Below are 24661 nucleotides of genomic sequence, written 5' to 3'. Positions count from 1 at the left end.
GGCCGGCCGGGACCCGCCCGGGGGTGGTCGGGAGCACCCCCGGCCATCCGGTAGAGTTGTGCAGGTCAACACGCGCCGCTAGCTCAGTTGGTTAGAGCAGCTGACTCTTAATCAGCGGGTCCGGGGTTCGAGTCCCTGGCGGCGCACAGACAGCAAGGCCCTCCGCGGCGCGGGGGGCCTTTTGCGTGGGCGGAACATCCGTGCGGGCGGAACACAGCTCGCCCCCCGTTTGGCCGGATACCCTCTCGCCATGACAGCCCGTGACCTTCAGGAGCGGATCAAGAAGCTCATCCTCGACCGTCGGCTGTCCTCCGGGGCCCCGCTGCCGACCGAGCCCGAGCTGATGGTGTTTCTCGGTGCGAGCCGGAACTCGGTGCGCGAGGCGCTCAAGGCGCTACAGGCGATGGGGATCGTCGAGATCCGGCACGGCTTCGGGACGTACGTCGGCCCGATGTCGCTCGCGCCGATGGTCGAGGGGCTCGCGTTCCGCACCGCCGTCGGGCACTACCGCGGCGAGGACAGCCTGCTCCAGTTGCTGGAGCTGCGGGAGGCGGTGGAGTCGGGGCTCGTCGCCCGGCTCGCGGGGCGGCTGCCCGAGCAGGATCTCGTCGAACTGGACGCGCTGGTACGGCAGATGGAGCGGGAGGCCGCCGAGGGGGTCGGGCTCGCGGCCACCGACCGCGCCTTTCACGCGACCCTGTACCGGGGGCTGGACAACGCACTGCTGAGCGAGGTCCTGGAGGCGTTCTGGGACGCCTTCCACCGCGTCCACACCGATCTCGCGGCCGGCCCGCAGGACCCCGGGGTCACCTGCCGCCAGCACCGGGAGATCCTCGACGCGGTCCGCTCCGGGGACGCGAAACGCGCCGAGAGCGCCATAAGAGAACACTTCGACAACGTGCGCACAAGGCTGTCCACAACCGCTCCACATGATCCCCACACGCACCCCAATGAACGCGTATGACCGGTAAACACCGCGTTTCGTGTCTTGCGATCAAGATGAGCACCGTAGAACCCTGGTTTTGAAGATACTGCCGGTACACGGCAGTTGAGGGGGTACGGAACCGGTTGCACGGTTTCGCGGGGAGGAGGGGCCCCGCCCAGGGAACAGATGTCGGAGGGGGCATCTCGCAACCGGACGGTCGCAGTCGCACATCTCTGTGAGCGGACTGTGTGGTGACTGTGGCACCACTGACACGCCCGTCGCGGGTCGAGGGGGACGCCGGCGGGCGGCCGAGACAAGCAGACACGCGCGTTTTCGCGTGTGGGGGGATGACTCATGACGTCGACGCCGACGGGCGCCCGGCACAACCTCGACCCGTCACCAACACAAACCACCGAACTCAGAGTCCCGGGACACCGGACCGGCGGTTTCCGCCGGATCAAGAGCACGCTTCCGAGATACGACTACGAGCACTACAGCCGCCTGGCGGGACCCCTCACGCAACCCGCACCGGGCCGGCCGTACAAGGTCCAGTACCGGTCGCTGCTGTCGCAGGAGACACACCGTATGCGCGCCGCGCTCATGCTGAGCGCGGCGCCGCTGTTGTCCCTGATCCTGCTGGGCTGGCTGATGCAGCCCAAGCACTGGACCCAACGCGACTATCCCGCCTACGACTTCCTGCCCGCGCTGGACATCGTGATGCTGGTCGCGATCGGTCTGATCGAGTTCTTCCGCTGCATGAACGTGCTGTCCAACGCGCACGCCACGCTGGTCGCCCGCGACCCGGTCCCGGTGGTGCCCGAGACCGGCACACGCGTCGCGTTCATCACGACGTTCGTGCCCGGCAAGGAACCCCTGGACATGGTCACCAGGACCCTGGAGGCGGCCGTACGGCTGCGCCACCGGGGCCTGTTGCACGTGTGGCTGCTGGACGAGGGCGACGACCCCGAGGTCAAGGCCGTCTGCGGACGGCTCGGCGTACACCACTTCACCCGCAAGGGAGTCGAGAAGTGGAACCGGCCCAAGGGCGCCCACCGCGCGAGGACCAAGCACGGCAACTACAACGCCTGGCTGGAGGCGCACGGCGACGAGTACGACTACTTCGCCTCCGTCGACACCGACCACGTGCCGCTGCCCAACTACCTGGAGCGGATGCTGGGTTTCTTCCGCGACCCGGACGTCGGATTCGTCATCGGCCCCCAGGTGTACGGCAATTACGAGGGCCCGGTCACCAAGGCCGCCGAGTCGCAGCAGTTCCTCTTCCACGCCCTGATCCAGCGCGCCGGCAACCGCTACGGCTCGCCGATGTTCGTCGGCACGTCGAATGCCGTACGGATCAAGGCACTTCAGCAGATCGGCGGGCTGTACGACTCGATCACCGAGGACATGGCCACGGGATTCGAGATGCACCGGGCCAAGAACCCGGCGACCGGGAAGAAGTGGAAGTCGGTCTACACGCCGGACGTGCTCGCGGTCGGCGAAGGGCCCAGCGCCTGGACGGACTTCTTCACCCAGCAGCTCCGGTGGTCCAGAGGGACGTACGAGACAATCCTCAAGCAGTACTGGAAGGGCTTCTTCTCGATGCCTCCGGGCAAGCTCTTCAACTACACGATGATGATCATCTTCTACCCGATGTCGGCCCTCAACTGGATACTGGCGGCGCTGAGTTGCGCCCTGTTCCTGGGACTGGGCGCCTCGGGCGTGAACATCGACCCGACGATGTGGCTGATGCTCTACGGCAACGCGTCCGCGCTGCAGATCGGCCTGTACATCTGGAACCGGCGGCACAACGTCTCGCCGCACGAGCCGGAGGGGTCGGGCGGGGTCGCGGGCATGGTGATGTCGGCGCTGTCGGCGCCGATATACGCCCGCTCGCTGCTGGACGCCGTGCTGCGGCGCAAGAGCAGGTTCGTGGTCACGCCGAAGGGTGATTCGGCCAGCCCCGACACGCTGTTCGGGACGTTCCGGGTGCACTGGTTCTTCATCCTGGTCTTCGGCGGGTCGCTGATGGCCGGGTTCGGGAACGGGCACTCCCACCCGGCGATGATCACCTGGGCCACGGTCGCCCTGCTGATCACCGCGTCGCCGATCCTGGCGTGGCGGTACATGCTGCGGCAGGAGAGGAAGCGGCCGTCGCCCGTCGTCCCGGTCGAGCCGCAGGACGCCGTTCCGCCGCCAAAGCCGGTGCCGGTCTCGCATGCCCCTCAGCAGAGGCCCAGTTGGGTGGCGTCGGGCACGGGCACGAACAGCGGTGGCGAGCAGACCATGCAGATCGCGCTCGGTGGACCGGGGGGTCGTAAGGAATGAAGGAAGCCGGCCGGCGCCGTGCCCGTCGACTCGCGATCAGCACGGTGGTCGTACTCGCCCTGGCCGGGATGAACGGGCCCTGGCTGTACAGATTCGGGACCGAGAGATACCACCAGTACGTCATCAACAAGCCCGAGTACAAAGCAGACAACGGGCATTGGGACATCGTCCAGTTCCCCGAGGAGTACCGGCAGGACACCATTCACGCGGTGCTCCTGCACACCGGGAAGGTGCTGCTCGTCGCGGGCTCGGGCAACAACCAGGACAACTTCAACGCGAAGAAGTTCGAGTCGCGGATCTGGGATCCCGTGAAGGGGACCATCAAGAAGGTCCCGACTCCGGCCGACCTGTTCTGCACGGGGCACACCCAACTCGCCAACGGCAACATCCTCATCGCGGGCGGTACCCAGAAGTACGAGAAACTGAAGGGTGACGTCAAGAAGGCCGGCGGGGTCATGATTCTCTACAACGAGAATCCCGACAAGCCGATGACCTTGCCCCGGGGCACGAAGTTCACCGGCAAGGCGAACGGCAAGTCGTTCTTGTCCACGGACTCGGCGCTGATCCCGCGCGCGACCAAGGTGTTCGACAAGAGCACTGGCAGGTTCCTGCGGAACAACCCCGGTTACGCCCGGGTCGTCGTCGAGGCGCCGAAAGAGGGCACCAAGTACGAGACCGGGACCCAGGACAACTACCGGATCCAGGGCCTTACCGGCGCCGACGAGCGCAACACGTATGGCATCGGGAACAAGTTCGGGCTCGACAAGCGGGACTTCGAGGGGATCAAGAACGCGTACGAGTTCGATCCGGTCGCCGAGAAGTACATCAAGGTCGATCCGATGAAGGAGGCCCGGTGGTATCCGACGTTGACGACGTTGAGCGACGGGAAGGTGCTCAGCGTTTCCGGGCTGGATGACATCGGGCAGTTGGTGCCGGGGAAGAATGAGATCTTCGATCCGGCGACCAAGAGGTGGACGTACACGAAGACGAAGCGGCAGTTCCCCACGTATCCGGCGCTGTTCCTGACGGAGAACGGGAAGTTGTTCTACTCGGGGTCCAATGCGGGGTACGGGCCGGACAACGTGGGGCGTGATCCCGGGATCTGGGACGTCGGCACCAACTCGTTCACCAAGGTGCCGGGGCTCAGTGACCCGAACATGCTGGAGACCTCGGCGACCGTGCTGTTGCCTCCGGCTCAGGACGAGAAGTACATGGTCATCGGGGGTGGGGGTGTTGGTGAGTCGAGGTTGTCCACCAACAAGACGCGGCTCGTCGATCTGAAGGACGCGAGTCCCACGTTCGTGGACGGGCCTTCGCTGGAGAAGGGGACCCGGTATCCGCAGACCTCGATCCTGCCTGATGACACCGTGCTGGTTTCCGGTGGGTCCGAGGATTATCGGGGGCGCAGTGAGTCCGACATCCTTCAGGCTCGGCTGTACCACCCGGACACGAGGAGTTTCGAGGAGGTCGCCGATCCGCTGGTGGGGCGGAACTACCACTCCGGGTCGATTCTGTTGCCGAACGGGCGGGTGATGTTCTTCGGGTCCAATCCGTTGTACGCGGACAAGGCGAACACGAAGCCGGGGGTTTTCGAGCAGCGGATCGAGATCTATACGCCGCCGTATCTCTACCGGGATTCTCGGCCGGATATTTCCGGGGGGCCGGAGTCCATTGCTCGGGGCTCGTCGGGGACGTTCAGCTCGGCGCACGCTTCTTCGATCAAGAAGGTGCGGTTGATTCGGCCGAGCGCGTCCACGCATGTCACGGATGTTGATCAGCGGTCTGTTGCACTGGACTTCAAGACGGCTGGGAACAAGATCACGGTGACTGTGCCGAAGGATCGGAATCTGGTGCAGTCGGGGTGGTACATGCTGTTTGTGGACGACGATCAGGGGACGCCGAGTAAGGCGGTGTGGGTGAAGGTGCCGTAGGGGTTGTTTTTTGGGTTCGGGTTCGTGGGGGCTGGTCGCGCGCACGCGGCGGAGCCGCGAATCGATACAGCCCCGCGCCCCTAAAACAGAGCGTGGGGCTGTGTGCTAGTTGGAAGACTTGGCCAACTTCAGTGCGTAACTCGGCCACCACTGGCCCGCCTTGGGGCCGCCCTTGCACTCGCCGTCCGACTCCCCCGGGCGTTTGATCCACAAGTAGGCGTCCACCAGGGGGTCTGCGGTCTTCGTCGTGGGGGTTTCTCCCAAGGCCCTGCCTGGTGGGTTGCACCAGTTCTCGTCTGTGTCGCCGTCCGTATACGGTCCGTTGCCGTTGCGGCTGGTGTCGATGACGAAGTGTTTGTCGGCGGTCTTGGCCGAGAGTTGTTTGCCGTAGGCGATGGAGTCCTGGGTGGAGTAGAAGTTGGAGACGTTCACCGCGAAGCCGTCGGCCTTGGTGATGCCGGCTCGCTGGAGGGGCTGGTAGATCTCGTCGGGGTGGCCCCAGCCCGCGTTTCCGGCGTCCAGGTAGACCTTTGTGTTCTTGAGGGACTTGAGCTTGGTGATCGCGTAGGCGAGCAGGTCGTAGCGCTCCGCCTGGTACTGCGCCGGGGTGCAGCCGTCCACCAGGTGCAGGAGCGCGTCCGGTTCCAGGATCACCGTCGCCGCGCGGGTCGCGATGCCCTCGGCCACCGCGTCGATCCACGCGCGGTACGCGTCGCCGTCGCCCGCGCCGCCCTGGGAGTACTGGCCGCAGTCGCGGTGCGGGATGTTGTAGAGGACCAGGAGTGCGGTGCGGCCGGCCCGGTCGGCGGCCTCGGTGAAGCCCTGGGCCTCCGCCTTCGGGTTCTCCGCGCCGATCCACTCGCCGGTCGGCTGCTCGGCGATCTTCCGGATCTGTTCGGCGTCGGCCGTCCTGCCCGCCTTGACGTAAGTGGCCAGCTGCCGGGCCGCGTTGGTGTCCGGGTTGACCCAGATCGGGTCGGCTCCCTCGGGTCGCTGGCTGATCTCCGCGCTCGCGTCGGGTTTCCTGTCTCCGTCCCCCGAGGAGGAACACCCCGTCATTAGTAGTGCCGCCCCCAGGACCAGTGCCGACGTCCGTGTGCCGAAGGAGACCGGGGTCCCCTGGCTGCCGTACATCCAACTCCCCCTTGGCTGTACCGATCCAAGGCTCAATCGTGACATACGTGGCGTGCCGCCCACGAGAACGCCCGGGTGTTGTCGTCCGGCTGTTACACCTCCGCCCCTCGGGGTAGGTGGGCGACCTAGGGGCTGTCCGGCGGGCTCGGTCGCGGGGCAGGGGGAGGTGGCCGTCATGCACCACACGACCCGGGAGGGTCGGCTCGCCGCGGCGCTGGTGGAGGCCGCCGACACCCTGACCGAGGACTTCGACACCGAGGAGTACCTGCGGCGGCTGGCCGATCACTGTGTGGAGCTGCTGTCCGCCTGGGCTGCCGGGATCGTGCTGATCGACGGCGGTGAGGCGGTGGCGCTGGCCGGGAGCAGGCGCGGCGGCCGGGAGGAGGTGGCTCTCGATCTGCTGGCTGCCCAGCACAACTCCGGTCCCTGTCTGGAGAGTTACGGATCCGGGCGGCCCGTACCGCCGGTGTCGATCAACGCGGCCCACACCGCCGCCCGTTGGCCGGAGTTCACCGAACGGGCCCTGCGGCACGGCGTCGTGGCGACCTTCGCGGTGCCGGTACGGCGGCACGAGACGCCGCTCGGCGCGCTCAACGTGTTCGTGCCGGCGCTGCCCGACCGCGCTTCGGACGGCGGCGGTTCGGAGGTGTCGGTGGCGCAGGGTCTCGCCGACGCCGCCGCTCTGGGGCTGGAGAACCAGCGCGCGTACGCACAATCCCGTTCCCTGGCCGGGCAGTTGCAGGAGGCGCTGTCGAGCCGGGTGCGGATCGAGCAGGCCAAGGGGATGCTCGCCGAGCGCTGGCACATCGGTACCGACGAGGCGTTCATCGCGCTGCGCGGGCACGCGCGGCGGCGCCGGCTGCCGTTGGACCGGGTCGCGCGGGCGGTGATCGAGGGGGGACTTGTGGATCGACTGTGACCAGTGCATATGACAGCGAGCAACTGCTCTGGGACATGGCGTTATTTGCCCTCTAGGCCCGGACACACATTCGTTCTAGAGTCATCCCCAACGGCCCCAGCCCCTGGCCACGTCCACACCTTCCACCACTGGTTTTCCAGACCTCCCGCGCCGTTCGCCGGGTTACTCCCGCAGCCCGTGCGCGTGCGGTTGAGGACCAGCCCGGTCGGCGGCTTCAGGGGGGAGCAGGTCGCCGGCCGGGCCCGGTTGTCACAGTCCGGTGCCGGTGAGATAGGCGGACACGATCACGTTCGCCGTGTAGCTGCGGCCGGCGCGGTCGAAGGTGCCGCCGCAGGTGATGAGGCGGAGTTCGGCGCGGCCCGACTGCCGTGTGCCGTAGGCCTGTTGGGCGTCGAAGTGGGCGCGGGTCAGGACGCGTACGTCGTCGACGGTGAACTCGGCGACCTTGCCGTCGTCGCGGATCACGCGGATCGTCCCGCCCGGGCGGAGCGTGCTGAGCTTGTAGAAGACGGCGGGGCGGGTCTCGGTGTCGACGTGCCCGACCATCAGGGCGGTGCCCACGGCCCCGGGCCGCACTCCGCTGCCGTACCAGCCGACCACGCCCGCCTGGTCGAACGGCGGCGGGTCGATCGCGCCCTGCGTGTCCAGGCCGCGGGCCACCACCGGTGCCTGTACGGCGAGTTGGGGGATGTCGATGCGTTGCGGCAGCGCGTTCCCCAACGGCTTTGCCGCGGGCGGGAGTTCGGCCTCCGGAGGGCGTCCGACCGCCGCCACGTCGCCGGTCGTAGGCGCGGATATGCCCAGCCGGATGTCGGTCAGGTCCTGCCCCCACAGCCACAGCCCGAGCAGCAGCACGGCCCAGGCGACCCCGGTCAGCAGCCGCCCGGTGCCGGAGGAACGCTCGTGCTCGGCGGGTCGGTCGTGATCGAACATGGCCGGTCAGCCCGTCCTGGGCCCTGTCGTCAAATTCCCGTCGTCCGCCCGGAGGGCGGGCCCGGCGGCGTCCGGTGCGTGCTCTCGGCGTGCCGGGCCCGGAGCCTCGTACTGGACGTACTTGGGTCTGGGCCCGGTGCGGCGAGTGGGGGCACCTCCCACGCCCTCAAGGCTGTGGGGGAGCGTGCCGGGCGTCGCCGGGCAGACGGAAATTTGGCGACAGGGCCTGAGGCTCCGGCGGGCGCTGCGCAGCGCCACGGCCGCCGCGGCGACACCGGCCAGCAGCAGACCCACCACCGCGTGCGCGGTACCGGGACCGGCAGCCCGCGCGTCCACGGCCGCGAGGTGCGCCGTACCACCGCCGCCCGCGTGGACGGGGGCGATGGGCGAGGCGGGGGTGGAGGGGGCCGTCGACGGTGACCGCGACGCATCCGCCACGACCTTGATCGCGCCCTTGACCGTCACGCTCCCGCAGGTGATCTTCACGTCGTAGCTGCCCGGTTCCAGCGAGGTGCGGACCTTGGTCTCGCCGGCGAGGGTGCCGGCCGCGCCGACCAGTCTGGCGTCGGCGACGAACGCGGCCGAGGCCGCCGTGCCCGTCGTACCGGTACAGCCGCTGATCCTGAGCGCGACGTCGGCGCCGGGGGCCGGGGAGGCGGGGGTCACCGAGACACCGCCGCCGTCCGCCGCGTACGCCGTCGGGGTGAGCGCCGCGAGGACCACCGCGGCACCCGCACAGAGTGTGACCTTCAGTGAACCCATCGTGAACCTCCAGATATCTGGAGACTCCTCCTCACAGCGGACGGCCGCATCCTCAGCCACGCCCCGCTGCTCCGTATGGGGGACGGCGCCGGAAGGTGCATAGCATGGTCACCTCACATGCCCGCGTACCGCAGGAGTGCCCACCCATGACAGAGCGCAAGCCCATCGAATCGTGGCTCACCGACATGGACGGGGTGCTGATGCACGAGGGCGTCCCGGTGCCCGGCGCGGACGCGTTCATCAAGACGCTGCGTGAGAAGGGACGTCCGTTCCTGGTCCTCACCAACAACTCGATCTACACCGCGCGTGACCTGCACGCCCGGCTGAACCGGATCGGTCTCGACGTGCCGGTGGAGAACATCTGGACCTCGGCGCTGGCCACCGCCGCGTTCCTGGACAACCAGCACCCCGGCGGCACCGCCTATGTGATCGGCGAGGCCGGGCTGACGACGGCCCTGCACGACGCGGGGTACGTGCTGACCGACTCCGACCCCGACTTCGTGATCCTCGGTGAGACCCGGACCTACTCCTTCGAGGCCCTCACCAAGGCGATCCGGCTGATCAACTCCGGCGCCCGGTTCATCGCCACCAACCCCGACAACACCGGGCCCTCGCCCGAGGGCGCCCTGCCGGCCACCGGTTCCGTGGCCGCGCTGATCACCAAGGCGACCGGCAAGGAGCCCTACTTCGTCGGAAAGCCGAACCCGCTGATGATGCGGTCGGCGCTGAACACCATCGGCGCGCACTCGGAGAGCAGCGCCATGATCGGCGACCGCATGGACACGGACGTCCTCGCCGGGCTGGAGGCCGGGATGGAGACCTTCCTCGTCCTCACCGGGCTGACGACCAGGGGCGATGTGGAGCGCTACCCGTACCGGCCGACGAAGGTCGTGGAGTCCATCGCGGACCTGGTCGACCTGATCTGACCGGACCGGGGGCGATCAGCTGTTTGTCGCTATGCGAGGACTCCGGGCAACTGTCCGATGCCGTCGAGGACTTGGGTCGCCCCGGCCGCCCGCAGCGCGTCCGCGTCGTGGGCGCCGGTCAGGACCCCGGCGACCAGGCCCGCCCCCGCGCGGACCCCGCTGAGCATGTCGTACGAGGTGTCGCCGACGACGGCGATCTGCCGTACGTCGTCGGCAACCGCCGTACGCAGGAAGGCGGTCAGCACCATGTCCGGGTACGGGCGTCCCCGGCCGCCCGCGTCGGCGGGGCACAGCGTGAGGTGGGCGAGGTCCCGCCAGCCGAGCGCGGCCAGGATCGCGTCCTGGGTGGTGCGCGCGAAGCCGGTCGTCAACACGACCGTGCGGCCTTGGGACTTGAGGGTGTCGATGGTCTCGCGGGCGCCGGGCAGGGCGGCGACCCGGCCGCCGTCGACGAGGTCGGCGTACGCCGCTTCGAAGGCCTTGTTGGCGTCCTGGGCCTTGGTCTCCTCGCCGAACAGGTGGCGGAAGACGGAGATCTTGGACTCGCCCATGGTGGCGCGGACGTAGTCGAGCATCGAGTCGGGTTCCGCGCCCATGTGCCGGGCGGCAGCGGCGAACGCCTCCTCGACGAGACCGCCGTCGGCGACGGTGGTGCCGGCCATGTCGAGGACGACGAGACGGATGTCGTGCGTCGTGGGGGTCACGGGGGTTATGGAGGTCATGGGGGTTATGGAGGTCATGAGGGGTCTCACCAGTCCAGTTCGTTCGCGGTGGTCTCGGCGATCGCCGGGGAGCAGGTCATGCCGCGTCCGCCCGGTCCGGTGACCAACCAGACGCCGTCGCGCACCTGTTGGCGGTGGACGACGCGGGTGGGGTCGGTGCACTGCGCGTACACGCCGGCCCAGCGGCGGCGGATCTTCGGGAGGGGGCGGCCGAGGAAGGACTCGACGACCTCGGCGAGGTGGTCGTAGGGGTCCTCGGTGGTGTCGAAGGCGAAGGGGTGCTCGTACTCGTGGGTGTCGCCGACGGTCAGGCCGCCGTCGGCGCGCTGCACCATGAGGAGTTGCATGGCGTGCGCGGCCGGTGTCGGCAACTGCGGCTGCCCGGCGTTGAGCTGGTCCAGGGCCTGGCCGCGGTAGGCCGGGTAGTAGCGGAAGCTGTCCGCGTCGGCCACCGACGTGGTGAGCGGTTCGCCGAGCGGGTCGGTCTGCATCATCTGCAACCGGACGCGGCGGACGGGGAGTTCGGGTCCGGCGAGTTCGCGGACGAGTCCGCCGAGCCAGGCGCCCGTGCACAGCACGACCGTGTCGGAGGCGTGCACGTCCCCGTGGTCGTCGCGTACCGCGTGCCCGCCGACGACCTCGCGGACCTCGCGGCCCGGCAGGAAGGTGTAGTTCGGGGACTTCGACAGCTCGGCGCGCAGGGCGAGTTGGGCGGTGCGGGGTTCGACGGCCGCGTCGCGCTCGCAGTACAGGGCGGCGGTGAAGTCGCCGCGCAGGGCGGGGTTCACGGCGCGGGCCTCGGCCGGGGTGAGGAGTTCGTAGCCGCGGGCGGCGGAGTCCTCGCGGGCCACGGCGGCCTCGGCGACGGCGAGTTCACGGTCGCCCCGGACGGGGGTCAGCGAGCCGTTGGCCCGGAAGCCGAGCCCGGGCACGCGGGCCCCGATCTCTTCCCACAACTCCCTTGCCCGCAGGGCGGTTTCGAGTTCCTCACCGCCCGCGCGGCCGCTCACCCAGATCTGCCCGAAGTTGCGCAGCGAAGCGCCGCGAGCCTCCGCCTCGCGCTCGATCTGTACGACCTCATGGCCGCGTTCCACCGCTTGCCAGGCGTGCATGGTGCCCACCACGCCGCCTCCGACGACTGTCACTCTCACGACGGCCACGCTCCTCGCGATCCGGGAACCGGAAAGGTCCGGCTCCCGACGAAAGCGTGAACGACCCATCACGTTTGGGCTAGACCCGTTATCAATCTGTGATGATCGGAGGCCGTAGAGCGTCCGTGTTTCTCAGCCGCGGTGGTGCGTGGTGAAGGAGAAGCGGTCGCCCCGGTACAGGCCCCGCACCCGTTCCAGCGGGCGGCCCGCCGTGTCCCGTGACACGCGGTGGATCAGGAGCATCGGGAGGGCCGGCGGGGTGCCGATGAGGAGGGCCTCGCGCGGGGTGGCGAGCACGGTCTCGATGCGTTCGTCGGCGTCGCCGAAGTGGATGCCACGGGCGCTCAGGTAGCCGTAGAAGGAGGAGTCGGGCTCGAAGTCCCTGTCCAGGTGCGGGACTCGGGCGACGGAGACATAGGTGCTCTCGAGGCCGACCCGCTCCTCGTCGGCGAGCAGGACGCGCTCCAGGTGCCAGACGGGTTCGCCGCGGGTCAGGCCGGTCTCGGCGGCGAGCGCGTCGGTGCAGGGGAAGCGGTCGAGCGTGACGAGGCTGCGGCCGGGGGTGCGCCCCTGCCGCCGTACGCCCTCGGTGTAGCTGGCCAGGGACAGCGGCTGCTCCAGTTTGGGACCCGCGACGACCGTGCCGCGGCCCTGCCGGCGCAGCCTGCCCTCCAGCACGAGTTCCCGCAGCGCCTGCCGCACGGTCTCGCGGGCGACCTCGAACCGCTCGGACAGGTCGCGCTCGGTGGGGATCAGACCGCCCTCCCCCAACTCGTCGACGAGCACGGCGATTTGGGCCTTGACCGCGTAGTACTTGGGGATGCGGCCGTGCTCCGGGATGCCGGAGCGGACGGGGGCGCCGGGGGCCTGGTCGTTCGGGTAGTCCACGGGGAGATCGTCGCAGAAGCGACGGGCCGCGCCAGGACCTGTCCGGCGGATCACCACGCCCCGCGTGCCGGACAGGCCCTAGCGGCGCCTCCGGGCCAGCAGCAGGGTGCCGGTGGTGACGAGGAGGACGGATACGGCGGCGAGGACGAGGTGTCCGGTGCCGATGCCGGTGCGGGCGAGTTCGTCGGTGAACGAGAGGTCCTCGACAGGCCCGGTGGCGGTGGGCGCGGGAGTCGTCGTGGAGGTGGCGGGGGCGGTGGATCCCGGGGCGGCGGCCTCGACGTCGAAGCGGTAGTCGTTCGACTGACCGATCCAGTCCCCGTCGTCGGCATGGCGTTGTACGACGGCCGCGTCGGCGGTGATCTCGTTCGCCACGGTGTCCGGGGCGAGCGCGAGGCGGACCTTCACCGTGAGGGTCTTGCCGGGGTCGACGGTGAAGCCCGGGAAGCCGTCGTCGAAGGCGCCGACGAGTTCGGCCTCGTCGGTCTTCTCGAAGTGGACCGGATAGGGGCGCGAGCGGGTGCCGTCGTAGAACTCGAGTCTGGGCTGGGACGGTTTCAGGGCGCGTTGCCGGTCGACGAGGACGACGACCGGGTGGATCGCGGTGCAGCGGCGGGCGGTGGTGTTGGTGAGGTCGAGGTACCAGGTGCCGTAGCCGCCGCCGGCCGTGTAGGTGTCGGGGCCGTCGTGGATACGGGTGGTGAGGGGGAAGGCGTGGGCGTCGGGGGCGGCGCAGGCGGGAGCCGCGGCGGCCGCGTGGGCCGGTGGTGCGGTGGTGAGGAGGGGGGCGGCTGCGGCGAGGCAGAGGGCCAGGGACCGGGACAGAGGTGTGCGCCGTGGGGTGCGCGGTCTCAGGGGCAGTCGCATAAGCACATGAGCGTGCCGGACGGGTGCCGCCGATCGGGGGTGCCGTGCCGGTCGCGGGCCGCGAATGCCTCGAACGGGCGCGGCGGAACCCCTGTTCGGCGGACGTGTCACAGATCCGGCGCGAGTGCCACACCTTCCGGACCACCTGCCGCCCACCCCTGCCGTCCTACCCGTCCGCCCGTCCGAACAGCGGCCCCAGCAGCAACTGCGCCGCCCCCTCCGCTACGCCCCTCGCCCCGCCCGGGGCGACCCGTACGGGTACGGCGGCCTCGCGCGCGCCCTCCCGCCGGGCGCGTTCGCCGAGGACGGCGGCGACTCCGCGCACGAAGGGCTCCGGGTCGGCGGCGACGGTACGGCCGCCCAGCAGCACGAGGTCGATGTCGAGCAGGCCCACGAGGTTCGCGGCGCCGGCACCGAGCACCCGCGCCGCCTCATCCGCGTCGCCGCGCGCTACGGCGGCCAGGCACAGGGCCTCGATACAGCCCCGGTTCCCGCAGTCGCAGGGCGGCCCGTCCAGCTGGATCACCTGGTGCCCGAACTCCCCGGCCCCGGTCCGCGCGCCCCGGTGCACACCCCCGCCGATCACCAGCCCGGCACCGAGCCCGGTCCCGAGATGCAGATAGGCGAAGGACCCGCCTTCCCCGGCCACGGCCAGTCCCAGCGCGGCGGCGTTCGTGTCCTTGTCGACCACGACAGGCACCCCGAGCCGCCGGGCGAGCGCGTCCCGCAGCGGAAACCCGTCCCACTCGGGGAATCCGGTGACGCGGTGCAGGATGCCGTGGGCGTGATCGAGGGGGCCGGGGAGGGCCACGCCCACGCCGAGCAGACTCCCGACCGTTTCCCCGGCCGGCACCCGCACCCCCGGGCCGGCAACGTCCCCGACGGCCTCCCCGGCCGGCCGCTCCGTCTCCTGGACGGACACGACCCCGACCGCGTCCCCGACCAGCCCCTCCACCCCTTGCACCGCCGCGCCTTGCACCGCCGCGCCCCCGACCAGCTGCTCGACCTCCCGAGCCACCGCCTCCACGACCACCCCGGCCCCCGCCCCCAGATCCAGCGAAGCGCCCCGCTCCCCCACCACCGCGCCCATGAGATCCACGAGCACCACCCGCAGCTCGTCCCGGTCCAGATGCACCCCCACCGCATGCCCGGCCTCCGGCACCAACCGCAGGACCGTGCGCGGTTTCCCGCCAGTGGACGCACGCCGGCCCGCCTCCGCGACGAGGCCGGAGTCGCGGAGCCTGGCGGTGATCTTGCTGACGGCCTGCGGGGTGAGCCCGGTGCGGTCGGCGAGTTCGAGGCGGCTGATCCCGGCCGTGCCGGCCGTCCGCAGCAGGTCGAGGACCAGCGCGGTGTTGTGGCTGCGCACGGCGAGCAGATTCGCGCCCACCACGCCCGTACCCGTACCCGCCCCCGTAGCCGTTCGGGTTCCGCTCCCGGTCCCGCCCCGCGCGCTGTTGTTCACACCCCCATTGTCCCCACCACTTGCACTTTGGCAACAGCGTTGCGAAAGTGGAGGGCATGACTGGACGCACGACTCGCACACCCCTCCGCGTCGGGCTCGTCGGCTACGGCCTCGCGGGCTCCGTCTTCCACGCCCCGCTGATCGCCGCCACCGAGGGCCTCGCCCTCGACACGGTCGTCACCTCGAACCCGGAGCGGCAGGAACAGGCCCGCGCGGAGTTCCCGGACGTCCGCACGGCCGCGACCCCCGAGGAACTGTTCGCCCGCGCCGACGACCTGGACCTGATCGTCATCGCGTCCCCGAACAAGACGCACGTCGCGCTCGCGACCACCGCCCTGAAGGCCGGCCTCCCGGTCGTCGTGGACAAGCCGATCGCCGGCACGGCGGCCGAGGCCCGCGAGCTGGCGGCCCTCGCGGACCAGCACGACCTGCTCCTCTCCGTCTTCCAGAACCGCCGCTGGGACAACGACTTCCTGACCCTCCGCAAGCTCCTCGCCGAGGGCGAGCTGGGTGACGTGTGGCGCTTCGAGTCCCGGTTCGAGCGCTGGCGCCCGCAGTCCAAGGGCGGCTGGCGCGAGTCCGGCGACCCGGCAGAGATCGGAGGTCTCCTCTACGACCTCGGCAGCCACGTCGTGGACCAGGCGCTGACCCTCTTCGGCCCCGTCGCCTCCGTGTACGCCGAGTCGGACATCCGCCGCCCGGGCGCGGAGACGGACGACGACACCTTCTTCGCGCTGACCCACACGAACGGCGTCCGCTCACACCTGTACGTTTCCGCGACCACCGCCCAACTGGGCCCGCGCTTCCGGGTGCTGGGCTCCAAGGCGGGCTACGTGAAGTACGGCCTCGACCCCCAGGAGGCGGACCTGCGCGACGGCAAGCGGCCGGACGTCGAGAAGAACTGGGGCCAGGAACCCGAGTCGCTCTACGGCCGTGTCGGTTCCGGCGAGTCCCCGCTCACCGGTGGCGGCCACCCCGAGCCGACCCTCCCCGGCGACTACCCCGCGTACTACGCGGCCGTCGCCGCCGCCCTCCGTGACGGCGCCCCCAACCCGGTGACCGCCCTGGAGGCGGCCGCCACCCTCGACGTACTGGAAGCCGCGCGCCGCAGCGCCCGCGACGGAGTGACGGTGACCCTGTGACCCAGCACAAGCCCGCGATCACCCAGCGGATCGCCCCCGAGATCACCCCGACGGTCGAGGAACTCGAAGCGCAGGAACGGCACTTGGTGTTCCAGCGCTTCACCTACGACGACGCGTGGGCACTGGGTTCGCTCCTCGTGGAACTGGCCCGCGAGAGCCAGGCCCCGGTCGCCATCGACATCCGGCGCGGCGGCCAGCAGCTCTTCCACGCGGCACTGCCGGGCTCGGCTCCCGACAACGACGCGTGGATCGACCGCAAGCGCAAGGTGGTCGAACGCTTCGGCGCCGCCTCCTACCTGGTCGGCACCCGCTACCGCGCCAAGGGCACCACCTTCGAGGACTCCTCCCGCCTCGACCCCGACGAGTACGCGGCCCACGGCGGCTCGTTCCCGATCAGGGTCGAGGGCGTCGGCGTGATCGGCGCGGTGACGGTGAGCGGGTTGCCGCAGTTGCAGGACCACCGGTTCGTGGTGGCGGCGCTGGAGCAGTTCCTGGGCGACGAACGACGGGATTGAACGACGGGATTAAGCGGGACCCGACTCCGGTTGGCACTGTCCACAGGGCTCACAGGGCCAGGTCCGACAGTGGAGGGAACAGCAGCGATGAGCAGCGATACGCCGAAGAAGCTGAGGGAGACGGTCGGGCGGTACGGCATCTGGAGCGCGGGCCTGCGCTCCGAGGACCCGGCCCGGCGCGGTGAACTCGCCGACGCGGCGGCCGAGTTGGAGCGACTCGGTTACGGCGCGGTGTGGTTGGGCGGCAGCAGCGCCGCCCGGCACGCCGTACCGCTGGTCGAGGCGACCTCGACACTCGCCGTGGGCACCAGCATCCAGAGCATCTGGCAGTACGACGCGGCCGAAAGCGCCGCGGGCTTCGCGGAGTTGGAGGCGGCCCACCCCGGCCGCTTCCTGCTCGGCCTCGGGGTGAGCCACGCCAAGCTGGCGGACCAGTACCGCCGCCCGTACTCGGCTCTCGTGAGCTACCTGGACGCCCTGGACACCGCCGGAGTCCCCGCCGACCGCCGCCTCCTGGCCGCCCTGGGCCCGAAGACCCTGGAGCTGGCCCGCGACCGCTCGGCCGGCTCGATCCCGTACCTGGTCACGCCCGAGCACACGGCCAAGGCCCGCGCCATCCTCGGCGAAACCCCGCTGCTGGCACCGGAGTTGAAGGTCGTCCTGGAGACCGACCCGACCCGGGCCCGCACCCTGGCCCGCGACTACCTGGCCATGTACCTGACCCTCCCCAACTACACCAACAACTTCCTCCGCAACGGCTTCACCGAGTCCGACATCGCCAACGGCGGCAGCGACCGCTTGGTGGACGCGGTGTTCGCATGGGGTGAGGACGCCCAGATCCGCGCCCACATCGACGACTTCGTGGCGGCGGGCGCGGACCATGTGGCGCTACAGGTGGTGGACGGCAGCTCCCGCGAAGACCTCCCCCGCGAGGCATGGCGCAGGCTCGCCTCTCTGCTGACGTGAGTCCTCTTTTAGGGGCGCGGGGCCGTGTTCATATGCGGCTCCGCCGCGTGGGCGCGACCAGCCGCAACGGCCGCGCACCCGCAAGACAACACGCAGCCCCCACCCCTTAGGCGTCCTTGAACTCCTGCCGCTGCTTGCCCAACCCCGAGATCTCCAGCTCCACAACATCCCCGGCCCGCAAGAACGGCTTGGGCTCAGGCTGCCCGAGAGCAACCCCCGCCGGCGTACCGGTGTTGATGACATCCCCGGGGTACAACGTCATGAACTGGCTGACATACCGCACCACTTCGGCCACCGGGAAGATCTGCTCGGCCGTCGTCCCGTCCTGCTTCAACTCCCCGTTCACCCACAGCCGCAGCGACAACCCCTGCGGATCGTCGACCTCGTCCGCCGTCACCAGCCACGGCCCCAGCGGGTTGAACGTCTCGCAGTTCTTCCCCTTGTCCCACGTCCCGCCCCGCTCGATCTGGAACTCCCGCTCGGACACGTCATGCGCGACCGCGTACCCCGCGACATGCGCGAGCGCCTCCTCGTGGGACTCCAGATAACGCGCCGTACGCCCGATGACGACGGCGAGTTCGACCTCCCAGTCGGTCTTCACCGACCCGCGGGGGACGAGCACCGTGTCGTACGGTCCGACGACCGTGTCCGCGGCCTTGAAGAAGATGACCGGCTCGGCGGGCGGCTCGGCGCCGGTCTCGCGGGCGTGGTCGTGGTAGTTCAGCCCGATGCACACGACCTTGCCGATCCGTGCCAGCGGCGGCCCGACCCGCAGCCCGTCGGCGTCCAGCGCGGGCAGCTCCCCGGCGTCGGCCGCGGCCCGGATCCGGCCCAGCGCGGCGGTGTCGGCGAGCAGCGGCCCGTCGATGTCCGGGACGATGCCGGACAGGTCCCGCAGGGTTCCCTCGGCGTCGAGCAGCGCGGGCCGCTCCGCCCCCGCCGTACCGACTCGCAGCAGCTTCATGTTCACCATCTCCATCGATCGCGGGCGGTCGACCGATGGGTGCAGCCATCGGAGGACTGGTCGATCCTCCAAGCTCACGGTCCAGTCCGCAATACCTGGTTCACGGACTGGACCGTAACCACGGGCCGTCAGGCTGTCGTCACATGTAGAGAACCGCCCGTTCCACGGCGCTCCAGGCCGCGCTGGTCACCACGTACAGCGCGACGGCGAGCGGCACGACGGCCACGGTGATCAGCGTGCCGTAGGACAGGAGCGGCAGCACCTTGCCGAGGGCGCCGGTGCCCGTGCCCGTACCTGTACTTGTGTCCGCGGCCGTGCGGCGGGTGCGGACGTAGGTGAAGGTCGCGACCGCGGCGACGACGAGGAACAGCCCGACGTAGACGAGTCCGGCCGGCCCGAACATCCCGTCCCCGGCGAGCGCGTCGGTCCAGCGTCCGCCGAGCGGCGCGGCGAAGAGCCGGTGGGAGAGGAGGCCGTCGCCGCCGCCGGAGAACAGGCGGTAGAGGAGGAAGAACGCCGGGAGTTGGAGCAGGCTCGGCAGGATCCCGGACAGCGGGGACACCTTCTCCTCGGTGTGCAGGTCGAGTACGGCCTTCCGCAGCTTCTCGGGCTGCTTCGCGTACCGCTTCCGCAACTCGGCGATCCGCGGCTGGAGTTGGGCCCGCGCCCGCTGCCCGCGCGCCGCGGCCCGCGACAGGGGATGCACGAGGAGTCGTACGAGAGCGGTGAACAGGACGATCGCGGCGGCGGCCGCGGCCGGGCCGAACAACGGGTGGAGCAGGTCGGCGAGTTGGTCGACCAGGGCAGCGAAGACGGACATGGGTGAGCCCTCCGTGGGTCTCGTCGTGCCGGGAGTGGGCATGGCGACGGGACGACCCCGCGCGGAGGCGGAAAGGGCTTCTGGGAATGCCTACGCGGTGGTCGTCCGGAGGGTGTGTCCGGGGGCTCGGGGGCGGGGGCGGCCCGAGGCGTCGGGGTCGCGCTGGGGCAGGAACGCCGTGCGCCGGGCGCGGTCGCGGATGGCCGTACGGACCCGGGTGGGCGGTACGGCGGGTGCGCTGCGCGCGGTGAGGAGGGCGCAGACGGCGAGGGCGGTGCCGGTCGCGGCGAGCGCGACGGCGGCCGGGAGGCTGCCGGTGTCCAGCAGCACCATCGGGAGCAGGAAGAAGAGCAGCAGGGCACTCGCCCGATGCTGGTGATTCATGGTCCGCCCCCTCTCCCGAACGCCGTTCTCGTGCTGTCCGTTATACCGGATCGCTTATACCGGGTCGCTCTCGATCGGCTGAAGCAGTCGCCTCGGCTTGAGGAGCGCCCGGCTGACCGGGTCCGCCGGGTCCGGATCGAGTCCGGGGCCCGGGTCCACGACGACATCCGCGACGGGGACGACGACGGCGCAGGTGGGGCACTCGCCGTAGGAGCCGAGTTCGGTGCCGCAGTCCGCGTGCCGGAAGTAGCGCAGCTGCGTCTCCTCGTACTGCTCGCGCTTCCACCGGCCGAGCGAGCGCAGCACCGGCCACAGGGCGATCCCGCGCTCGGTGATGACGTACTCGTCGCGCGGCGGGGACTCCTGGTAGCGGCGCTTTTCGAGGATGCCCTCGGCGGTGAGTGCCTGGAGGCGGCTGGCGAGGACCGCGCGCGGGATGCCGAGGTGGGCCAGGAAGTCGTTGTAGCGCCGTACGCCGTAGAGGGCGTCGCGGATGACGAGCAGCGTCCAGCGCTCGCCGACCACCTCCAGCGCGCCGGCCATCGAGCACTGCTGTCCCGCGTAGTCCTTGCCCAGTGACATGCCACCCACCTTAGCCACGTTTTCGAGAAGTAGGTTCAATGAACGAACCTTCAGTGCTACGGTACTCCACATGACTAGGTTCAGTGAACGAACCCTCGCCGAGGTTCCCGAAAAGCACGAGGTCACCGAGGTGAGCGTGCCGCACCCCCGCGCCACCCTCGCCCTGACCAGCGCGGCCACCGCCGTGGCACTGATGACGTACACCGCGCCGATGGTCACGCTCCCCGACATCGCCGCCGCCCTGCACACCCCGCTCTCCGCCCAGGCCTGGCTCCTGAACGGCACCCCGCTCGGCCTTGCCGCGCTGCTCCTGGTCGCGGGCAGCCTCGCCGACGACTACGGCCGGCGCCGGATCTTCCTCGCCGGCACCTTCGCGCTCGGCATCACCACGGCGCTGTCCGCACTCACCTCCTCGACCTGGCTGTTCACGCTGACCCGTATCGCACAGGGCGCGTCCAGCGCGGCGCTGCTCGCCAGCGGCCTGGGCCTGATCGTGCACGCCTTCCCGACCCCGCGCGGCCGCCTGCACGCGACCGGCGTGTGGGGCGCGTTCGTCAGCGGCGGCATAGCCGTCGGCCCGCTGGTAGCGGGCGCGATGCCGGACTGGCGACTGATCTACGCCGTGCTCGGCGCGGCGGCGATCGTCGTGGCGGCCCTCGGCATCCGCACCCTGTCCGAGTCCCGCGCGCCGCGCGGCGGACGCCCCGACCTCGCCGGAGCGGTCACCTTCGGGCTGGCCCTGGTCGCCCTCGTCGCCGCCCTCACGCTGGGCCGCGACGGCTGGCTGCGGGCGCAGGTGGGCCTGCTGTTGCTGGCGGCCGTGGTGCTCGTCGGCGTCTTCGCGCTGGTCGAGCGCCGGGGCGCCACCCCGATGATCGACCTGAGCCTGCTGCGCCACCGCCCCTTCCTCGCCTCGTCGGCGGGCGGCCTGTTCACGGGCTTCGCGGTGATCGGCCTGTTCAGCTTCCTGCCGGCGCTGTTGCAGCAGACGCTGGGCCTGTCCGCGATGGACACGGCGTGGCTGTTCCTCCTCTGGTCGGGCCTGTCCTTCGCGGTCGCCCTCCAGGCCCGCCGCCTCGCCGGCCGTATCTCCTCCAGGCACCAACTCGCCCTGGGTTTCGTCCTCCACGCGGCCGGCGTCCTGACGATGCTGGGCGCCCTGGACTCCGGTTCCTGGACACGACTGCTGCCGGGACTGGTGATCGCGGGCGTGGGCAGCGGCCTGCTGAACGCCGCGCTGCCGCTGCTGTCCGTCGAGTCGGTACCGGCGGCGCGGGCCGCGATGGGCTCCGGCGCGCAGCAGACGTTCCGGTACATCGGCTCATGCGCCGGGGTCGCGCTGACCATCGCGATCGCCACGTCGGCGGGCGGCGGACTCGCGCGCGGTGCGGACATCGCGATGGTGGTGTCGGCGGGGCTCGCGGTGGTGGCCGCGGTGAGTGTGGGGGTGTTGCGGGAGCGGGCGTGAGGTGTCTGCCCGTACCCGGCCGGGTGTGCGGGGGTGGGGGTGGGCCGTCCGCGCCCGCACCCGTCCCGGCGCGTCTCAGGGGCGCCCCCGGTGTGTCTCAGGGGCGCTCCCCGGGTGTATCTCAGGGCCGCTCCCCCGGCTTGTTCACGACGCCCCAGGCGGCGCGGGCCGTGGTCATCTCGTCGGGGTCCGTGCCCGGCGCGGGCGACGCCACCGCGTACGGGCGGCCGTCGGCTCCCTTGGGGATCTTGGCCGGCGCAGCGTGGTTGGTCTCCCCCAGGTACGCGTACGTCTTCGGGTCGAAGAACAGTTCCTGCTTGCCCTGCGAGCCCGAGGCGGTGCGCGTCGCGTAGGTCACGGTGACGCCGATGGCCGTTCGCCCGATGGGATCCTTGATGCCCTTCTCCACCCGGGCGCCGGGAATCTTGGCGAGCGCCCGGAACAGGCCGGCCTGCGCGTTCGGCGGGATCAGGACGGAACGGTAGAGGACGTCGATCTCCCGCCAGTCGCGCTGGGCCGCGGTCTCCCCCTTGATGTCGCCGATGGCGTGCTCCTTGCGGATCGCGGCCATCATGCGGTCCGGGTCGCTCGGGAGCGTCGCGAGGAAGCGGTAGAACTGGCGCTGGGACCGGTCGTCGTAGCCCTCCTTCTTCCACTTCTCCTCCTGGTTGGGGCCGTACCAGACCTGGAGTCTGTTCGGGTCGAAGGTCGATGTGTCTCCCGCGCGTGGGAAACCGGGCAGGCTCGCGGAGCCCGTGCCGTCCCAGCGGGTCCACTGCTCCGCGCTCTGGGGGGTCCCCTGGTCGAAGGAGGTGGTCTTCTCGTAGACCCACTGCTTGGGGCCGGGCTCGGTGGCGCCGATCTTCTCTACGGTGGCGGCGGCCAGTTCGAGGGTGTCGGCCGAGGCCTGCGCGGACAGCAGCTGACGGCCGCCGGAGGTGGCGGACGGCGTGGGGGCGGCGGACGGGGTGTCTTGGGTGAGGGAGACCACGGCCCCGCCGGTGACGACGAGGCCCGTGGCCGCCGCCGCGGTCAGCAGGACGAACCTGCGGCTGGGCAGCACGGCCATGGTGGGACGCGGACGGTTCCGGGCGGCGGCCTCCTGCCGGAACGCCTCGGTGAGCAGGGCGCGTTGGGGCGCGAGCCGGTCGCTGTCGGGCAGGGGGACGTCCGCACGCAAGGGGACGTCGGTGCGCAGGGCGCGTGCATCGGCCGACTCGTTCATGCGGGATCACCTTCTGATACGTGCGGTTCGAGCGGTGGGACGGCGGCACCGGCGATCTCGCCGGACTCGCCGAGCGGGCTGTACGGCCCCGCCGTGACGCGCAGTTTCCTGCGGGCCCGGTTGAGCCGGGAGCGGACGGTGCCGACCGGGATGTCGAGGGCCTCGGCGATCTCCTGGTAGGTGAAGTCGGCCCAGGCGAACAGCAGAAGGGCGTGCCGGTCCCCCTCGGAGAGGGCGGCCAGCGCCTTGGCCAGGGGCCGGGACGCGGCCTGCGCGGTGACGCGGTCGTCGGCGGAGTCGGTCCACGTCTCGGCCACCGGGTCGCGGCCGGTGCGGGCGAGCAGCTTCAGCGCCCTGACCTCCTCACGGCGGTGCCGGCTGATCAGCTTGGCCGCGATGCCGTGCAGCCAGGGGCGGACACCGGCCCGCCCGCTGTCGTAGCGGGCCCTTATCCGGAAGGCCGTCAGGAAGGTCTCGGCGGTGACGTCGTCGGCCGCGTCACGGCCGAGGCGCCGGGCGACGTACTGATGGATGGTGGGCGCGTGACGGTCGAACAGCACGGCGAAGCGCTCGGGTTCGTCGAGCGACGCCGCGACCAGCACGGCGTCCGGCTGCGCGGTGTCCGCGATCGCGGTGTCCGGTCTCTTGGAGTCCGGGCTCGTGGCGTCCGGTCTCGTGGCGTCCGGTCTCGTGGTGCTGCTCCCCCAGGAGGGGCGGCACAGTGGGTCGGAATCGGTCATCGGCGGTCCGTGTGGTCAGAGGAAAGGGACAGCGTTCACCCAGTACTTGCCTGCTGACCGGAATCGGGTTCACGGATCGGGTTCACGGACCCCCAGTGTCACGTGCGGGGTCGCATCGAGGTGAGCGTGCCCCACACGACCATGCGGTACCGGGAGGTGAACTCCGGGGTGCAGGTGGTGAGGGTGATGTAGTACCCGGGGCGGCTGTAGCCGTAGGACGGCTTGACGATCGAGCGCGGGATCGGCCGGATGACGCCGGAGTCGGCGGCGGAGGTCTGCGGCAGGATCTTGTCGACCGTGTAGGTGAAGGTGGCCGCGCTCGTCTCGACCTGGACGGTGTCCTTCACGCGCAGTCGCGGGAGGTACCGGAAGGGTTCGCCGTGGGTGTTGCGGTGCCCGGCGAGCGCGAAGTTCCCTGCCTGTCCTGGCTGTTGGGTGCCGGGGTAGTGGCCGACGTACCCCTTGTTGAGCACGTTCTGCTTGCTGACGCCCTCCGCGATCGGGACGCGGAGGTGGAGGCGGGGGATGGTGAGGACGGCGTAGGCCTGGGAGCGGCGGGGGGTGGTGGAACCTGCGGAACCGGTGTGCGTGGTTGAGCCACCGGCTGCGGTACTCGGGCGCGGTGAACTGCCGCCTGCCAGGCCGGTGCTGGACGAAGGGGAGCCGCCGCTCACCGCACCGGGTGTCGCCCATTGCCGTTCCAGGGCCTGTACTTGGTGGTCGGCGTCGCGGCGGGCCTCGCGGTTGGTCCACCACAGCTGGTGGACGACGAGGAGCAGCAGGACGACCCCGGCGGTGACGAGGAACTCGCCGCCGGTCCACAGGGCGCGGCGGCGCAGCGCACGGCGCCGACGGCTGTGGTGCTGCACGACGGGGACCCGCATGCGCCGCACGATAAGGGCCGGTT

The 24661-nt window shown here is 70.6% G+C and carries 23 protein-coding genes, 1 tRNA gene and 1 pseudogene; 10 read left to right on the top strand and 15 right to left on the bottom strand.

Going from position 1 to position 24661, the window contains the following annotated elements; all coding sequences use genetic code 11:
* Positions 1 to 72 precede the first annotated feature (72 nt).
* The 4 genes from OG714_RS31525 to OG714_RS31510 all read left to right on the top strand — a co-directional run bounded on the left by OG714_RS31525 (position 73) and on the right by OG714_RS31510 (position 5181).
* A tRNA-Lys gene (locus OG714_RS31525) sits at positions 73 to 146 on the top strand.
* A 104-nt stretch (positions 147 to 250) separates the two neighbouring features.
* The gene (locus tag OG714_RS31520) at positions 251 to 964 is read left to right on the top strand and encodes a FadR/GntR family transcriptional regulator (protein ID WP_406126061.1); all 714 of its coding nucleotides are present in this window, start codon (positions 251 to 253) and stop codon (positions 962 to 964) included.
* Between the two features lie 315 nt (positions 965 to 1279).
* Positions 1280 to 3250, top strand: coding sequence for a glycosyltransferase family 2 protein (locus OG714_RS31515; protein WP_406126059.1), 1971 nt, complete (start codon positions 1280 to 1282; stop codon positions 3248 to 3250).
* Entirely contained in the window at positions 3247 to 5181 is a 1935-nt protein-coding gene (locus OG714_RS31510) for a galactose oxidase-like domain-containing protein (RefSeq protein ID WP_406126057.1), read from the top strand. The genes OG714_RS31515 and OG714_RS31510 overlap by 4 nt, the downstream gene beginning before the upstream one ends.
* Positions 5182 to 5286: 105 nt before the next feature.
* Here OG714_RS31510 and OG714_RS31505 read toward each other — a convergent pair whose 3' ends face one another.
* The gene (locus OG714_RS31505; protein ID WP_406126055.1) at positions 5287 to 6315 is read right to left on the bottom strand and encodes a glycoside hydrolase family 6 protein; all 1029 of its coding nucleotides are present in this window, start codon (positions 6313 to 6315) and stop codon (positions 5287 to 5289) included.
* A 175-nt stretch (positions 6316 to 6490) separates the two neighbouring features.
* On the opposite strand from OG714_RS31505, the gene OG714_RS31500 reads away from it, so the two are divergent.
* Positions 6491 to 7234: an ANTAR domain-containing protein gene (locus tag OG714_RS31500; protein ID WP_406126053.1), complete on the top strand. Its 744-nt coding sequence runs from the start codon at positions 6491 to 6493 to the stop codon at positions 7232 to 7234.
* Between the two features lie 249 nt (positions 7235 to 7483).
* Here OG714_RS31500 and OG714_RS31495 read toward each other — a convergent pair whose 3' ends face one another.
* Together OG714_RS31495 and OG714_RS31490 are read right to left on the bottom strand one after the other, a co-directional pair.
* Entirely contained in the window at positions 7484 to 8167 is a 684-nt protein-coding gene (locus tag OG714_RS31495; protein ID WP_406126051.1) for a class F sortase, read from the bottom strand.
* Between the two features lie 225 nt (positions 8168 to 8392).
* A pseudogene (locus tag OG714_RS31490) lies at positions 8393 to 8929 on the bottom strand (hypothetical protein); the annotation flags it as partial.
* Positions 8930 to 9075: 146 nt separating this feature from the next.
* Between OG714_RS31490 and OG714_RS31485 the strand changes: the two are divergent.
* Positions 9076 to 9855 (top strand): HAD-IIA family hydrolase, encoded by a 780-nt coding sequence (locus OG714_RS31485; protein ID WP_406126050.1) that lies wholly within the window; start codon positions 9076 to 9078, stop codon positions 9853 to 9855.
* A 29-nt stretch (positions 9856 to 9884) separates the two neighbouring features.
* On the opposite strand, the gene OG714_RS31480 is transcribed toward OG714_RS31485, so the two are convergent.
* From OG714_RS31480 to OG714_RS31460, 5 genes are all read right to left on the bottom strand, one after another.
* Complete coding sequence (locus OG714_RS31480; RefSeq protein ID WP_406126048.1) at positions 9885 to 10577, bottom strand: phosphonatase-like hydrolase; 693 nt, start codon at positions 10575 to 10577, stop codon at positions 9885 to 9887.
* A gap of 26 nt (positions 10578 to 10603) precedes the next feature.
* Positions 10604 to 11728 (bottom strand): TIGR03364 family FAD-dependent oxidoreductase, encoded by a 1125-nt coding sequence (locus OG714_RS31475; protein WP_406126046.1) that lies wholly within the window; start codon positions 11726 to 11728, stop codon positions 10604 to 10606.
* 132 nt (positions 11729 to 11860) lie between these two features.
* Complete coding sequence (locus tag OG714_RS31470) at positions 11861 to 12616, bottom strand: GntR family transcriptional regulator (protein WP_406126044.1); 756 nt, start codon at positions 12614 to 12616, stop codon at positions 11861 to 11863.
* 78 nt (positions 12617 to 12694) lie between these two features.
* The gene (locus OG714_RS31465; protein ID WP_406126042.1) at positions 12695 to 13483 is read right to left on the bottom strand and encodes a hypothetical protein; all 789 of its coding nucleotides are present in this window, start codon (positions 13481 to 13483) and stop codon (positions 12695 to 12697) included.
* A gap of 166 nt (positions 13484 to 13649) precedes the next feature.
* Positions 13650 to 14948, bottom strand: a complete 1299-nt coding sequence (locus tag OG714_RS31460) for an ROK family protein (RefSeq protein ID WP_406126041.1) — start codon at positions 14946 to 14948, stop codon at positions 13650 to 13652.
* A 56-nt stretch (positions 14949 to 15004) separates the two neighbouring features.
* Between OG714_RS31460 and OG714_RS31455 the strand changes: the two genes are divergently transcribed.
* The 3 genes from OG714_RS31455 to OG714_RS31445 all read left to right on the top strand — a co-directional run bounded on the left by OG714_RS31455 (position 15005) and on the right by OG714_RS31445 (position 17571).
* Positions 15005 to 16090: a Gfo/Idh/MocA family oxidoreductase gene (locus tag OG714_RS31455; RefSeq protein WP_406126039.1), complete on the top strand. Its 1086-nt coding sequence runs from the start codon at positions 15005 to 15007 to the stop codon at positions 16088 to 16090.
* On the top strand, positions 16087 to 16605 hold the full coding sequence (locus tag OG714_RS31450) for a heme-degrading domain-containing protein (RefSeq protein ID WP_406126037.1): 519 nt from the start codon (positions 16087 to 16089) through the stop codon (positions 16603 to 16605). Before OG714_RS31455 ends, OG714_RS31450 begins: the two co-directional genes overlap by 4 nt.
* 87 nt (positions 16606 to 16692) lie before the next feature.
* The gene (locus OG714_RS31445; protein WP_406126035.1) at positions 16693 to 17571 is read left to right on the top strand and encodes an LLM class F420-dependent oxidoreductase; all 879 of its coding nucleotides are present in this window, start codon (positions 16693 to 16695) and stop codon (positions 17569 to 17571) included.
* A gap of 106 nt (positions 17572 to 17677) precedes the next feature.
* Here the strand turns inward: OG714_RS31445 and OG714_RS31440 are convergent, their stop codons facing one another.
* The 4 genes from OG714_RS31440 to OG714_RS31425 all read right to left on the bottom strand — a co-directional run bounded on the left by OG714_RS31440 (position 17678) and on the right by OG714_RS31425 (position 20321).
* On the bottom strand, positions 17678 to 18535 hold the full coding sequence (locus OG714_RS31440; protein ID WP_406126033.1) for a fumarylacetoacetate hydrolase family protein: 858 nt from the start codon (positions 18533 to 18535) through the stop codon (positions 17678 to 17680).
* A 139-nt stretch (positions 18536 to 18674) separates the two neighbouring features.
* Positions 18675 to 19355 carry a YidC/Oxa1 family membrane protein insertase gene (locus tag OG714_RS31435; RefSeq protein ID WP_406126031.1) on the bottom strand — a complete coding sequence of 227 codons (681 nt, stop codon included), beginning with the start codon at positions 19353 to 19355 and terminating at the stop codon, positions 18675 to 18677.
* 90 nt (positions 19356 to 19445) lie between these two features.
* Complete coding sequence (locus tag OG714_RS31430) at positions 19446 to 19739, bottom strand: DUF6412 domain-containing protein (RefSeq protein ID WP_406126030.1); 294 nt, start codon at positions 19737 to 19739, stop codon at positions 19446 to 19448.
* Between the two features lie 54 nt (positions 19740 to 19793).
* Entirely contained in the window at positions 19794 to 20321 is a 528-nt protein-coding gene (locus OG714_RS31425; protein WP_406126028.1) for a winged helix-turn-helix transcriptional regulator, read from the bottom strand.
* A gap of 70 nt (positions 20322 to 20391) precedes the next feature.
* Between OG714_RS31425 and OG714_RS31420 the strand changes: the two genes are divergently transcribed.
* Positions 20392 to 21789, top strand: coding sequence for an MFS transporter (locus OG714_RS31420; RefSeq protein ID WP_406126026.1), 1398 nt, complete (start codon positions 20392 to 20394; stop codon positions 21787 to 21789).
* A 121-nt stretch (positions 21790 to 21910) separates the two neighbouring features.
* Here the strand turns inward: OG714_RS31420 and OG714_RS31415 are convergent, their stop codons facing one another.
* From OG714_RS31415 to OG714_RS31405, 3 genes are all read right to left on the bottom strand, one after another.
* A complete protein-coding gene (locus tag OG714_RS31415; protein WP_406126024.1) occupies positions 21911 to 23014 on the bottom strand; it encodes a CU044_5270 family protein in 1104 nt (367 codons plus the stop codon).
* Positions 23011 to 23643 (bottom strand): RNA polymerase sigma factor, encoded by a 633-nt coding sequence (locus OG714_RS31410; RefSeq protein WP_406132029.1) that lies wholly within the window; start codon positions 23641 to 23643, stop codon positions 23011 to 23013. The genes OG714_RS31415 and OG714_RS31410 overlap by 4 nt, the downstream gene beginning before the upstream one ends.
* A 209-nt stretch (positions 23644 to 23852) precedes the next feature.
* Entirely contained in the window at positions 23853 to 24638 is a 786-nt protein-coding gene (locus OG714_RS31405; protein ID WP_406126022.1) for a class E sortase, read from the bottom strand.
* Between the last annotated feature and the right edge of the window lie 23 nt (positions 24639 to 24661).

The organism is Streptomyces sp. NBC_00989 (genome assembly GCF_045162655.1).
In the GTDB taxonomy this organism is placed as follows: domain Bacteria; phylum Actinomycetota; class Actinomycetes; order Streptomycetales; family Streptomycetaceae; genus Streptomyces.
The sequence above is the reverse complement of the archived record's forward strand: the minus strand, read 5'-3'. Positions and strand labels throughout refer to the sequence as shown.